This is a genomic window from Enterobacter cloacae complex sp. P17RS (assembly GCF_014895885.1).
Classification (GTDB): domain Bacteria; phylum Pseudomonadota; class Gammaproteobacteria; order Enterobacterales; family Enterobacteriaceae; genus Enterobacter; species Enterobacter bugandensis.
The window spans coordinates 1-2,503 of sequence record NZ_JADBQK010000046.1 but is presented as its reverse complement, the minus strand read 5'-3'; the positions used below and the strand labels follow the sequence as shown (position 1 = coordinate 2,503).

The 2,503-nt window shown below is 32.1% G+C and carries 2 protein-coding genes; both read left to right on the top strand.

Translation table 11 applies throughout. The features are described from left to right. Window positions 1-241: 241 nt before the first annotated feature. A complete protein-coding gene (gene wzx, locus IM265_RS21860) occupies window positions 242-1,588 on the top strand; it encodes an O-unit flippase-like protein (RefSeq protein ID WP_193030524.1) in 1,347 nt (448 codons plus the stop codon). Between the two features lie 65 nt (window positions 1,589-1,653). Then, the coding region (locus IM265_RS21855; RefSeq protein WP_193056029.1) for a hypothetical protein at window positions 1,654-2,503 on the top strand (850 nt) is incomplete at its 3' end.

The window sequence follows — 2,503 nt, the reverse complement described above, 5'->3', positions numbered from 1 at the left end:
CTATAATCGACGTGGCCCAGTTTCCAAAGAAATCAAATAATAATTAAATGCCAGCATAAGATAATCGAATATTATCCAAACATCCTCAGCTAAATATAAATTGGAATTGTGATGATGATTCGGTTTTCAATCTTTCATCCAAAGACAAATCTTTGCCATTCTTTTCTGATGCGAATGTTTTTAATTAAAAAGAGGTTTTTTTTAAAAAAAACGTCTTCTTTTAAGGGTGAAAATACAAATAATGCTCAGGGTTTTTATTAAAAATATTCAATTAATGGTAGGATTAATAAACCAATCATGTAATATCATTGTCCCATTTGTCGTAACCTTTGCATCTTTAAAAATCCTTCCCCAAGAACAGGGTAGCATATGGTTAATGTTTTTATCTATGGTGATTCTGGTAAGCCTTTTTGATTTCGGTTTATCGCCTACAATAATTAGGAATGTTAGTTATGTTATTGCAGGAGCACAGCATTTATCAAAAAATAACTTAGATAAAATAGAGTTTAGTGACGCTGTGTCCTACTCGCTTTTGGGACGCTTAATAAGTGATATTAAAGTAATATATAAAAAGCTTACATTTCTCGCCATACTAGTGATTACAATATTTGGAGGGTGTTATTTTCTCATTGTAACCCCGAAGGATATTCTGCTTGAGACTATAACATCATGGATGATATTTAGTACAGGGTTGTTGTTGAGCTTGTATTATCTTTACTACACCCCAGTTTTGAGTGGATTAGGCGAGATCCAGTATGCTAATCTTTCTAATATTTATGGCCGATTGAGTTGGTTGATATTTAGTTTGTTATGTATACCTGTTGGACTGAACCTGATAAATTTATCTGTTTCTTTTCTTCTTTCGGTTATCGTGGCAAGAGTTTCCTGCCTTTATTTTTATAATCGCAATAATTATACAAAGGAAATAAAAAAAGTAAAACCTGCAGAAGAATCAACAATTCCTTATATTTCTGGCAGTGCAATAAAATTGGGTTTAGCTACGGCAGGAAATGTGATTATTAACCGTGCTCCGATTATAATTGCTGGCATCGCATTTAGTCTGAATATTGCAGGCGAATTTACATTAACTATGCAAATTTTCTTGGCAATTATTTCCGTAAGTAACGTATACTTGGCAGTAAAAATACCAAGATTATCTCAATTGGTGATAAAAAAAGAGAGGCGTGAAATAAAGAAAATAGTCATCAGGATCATTTTTATTTCCATTCTTCTTTATTTTGGAGGAGTAATTGCTTTTGCTTTATCCTCTGATTTCATTATAAAAATAACAGGCGCAAAAGTTGGTTTTTTAGATACGAAATATATTTTATTACTTGGGGCAATTTTACTTCTAGATTTAAATCATAACATATGTGCATCTATTTTGACCGCGAGCAATAAAATCCCATTCGTTATACCTGTTATAGCTTCAGGCGTCTTGATTGCCATTGCCGGTTGGTTATTTTCCGTCGTCTTCAATATGGGGGTTTTAGGGCTTATTTTAGCTCAGGGGATCATTCAATTAAGTTATAATAATTGGCGATGGCCGCTTATGGTATATCAAGATTACATAAGAAAAGAATGTTGAACGAGCATATATTGATGGGGGTGCTGAGTGAAAGATAAATCTAGATTTTCCATTGTGAGAAAAAAATGACCAATACTATATTAATATTATTATTGGTTATTTCAGCCAGTGCCCACTATTTAGGAATTATTTCTTACTTAGCATTAAGTATATTGATAATAATTAATGTTATAAAAAACAGTCATACGATTACACGAAGTTTTATAATTATTGCTCTTTTAACAATATTCCTAATTAATTCAGCTTATACCATACATTCTGGCTTAAAGATTGACTCTGTTGTGGGGAATTTTTTTCTCCAAGTAATTTTTTTATTGACATTGGATTATAAGAAAGAAAATTCCCAGACGGTGCTTGAGGCCATTAAATGGCAAATAGTATTATCATTTATATTAGGTCTGATTGGATTTTCGGGAATTAATAAATCAATGTTAATTGACGCGGGTGCGGCAAAAGGATTCTCGGGGTTTTATGCTCTTACAGGTATATTTGCCACACCTCAGTTGCTTGCAAGCGCATGTATTGCATTCCTGATATTTCAACCAATTATAAAATGTAGGGGGGCAGAAAATAAAAATAATAGCAACATTGTTACATATGTATCTTTATGTGTGTTATTGGTGAGCTTAAATAGAGTTAATATAGTCTTTTTTTTGTTATGGAAGTTAACAAAACCACTTTTTAAAAAACTAGGCGGCAACGTCATATTATTCTTAGCTGCATTATTTGGGTGCGCACTCTTCTATATTGCAATCTCATTCTTATCATTAGATAGTACTATCTTGCAGACTGTCCAAAGCCGTATCGCATTGATTCTAGGGGTAATATCGACTATTGATTTTAATGATATTTGGCAAATAATTTTTGGCATGTTTAATACTATAACTTTTTATTTGCCTGAATATTTAATAGATA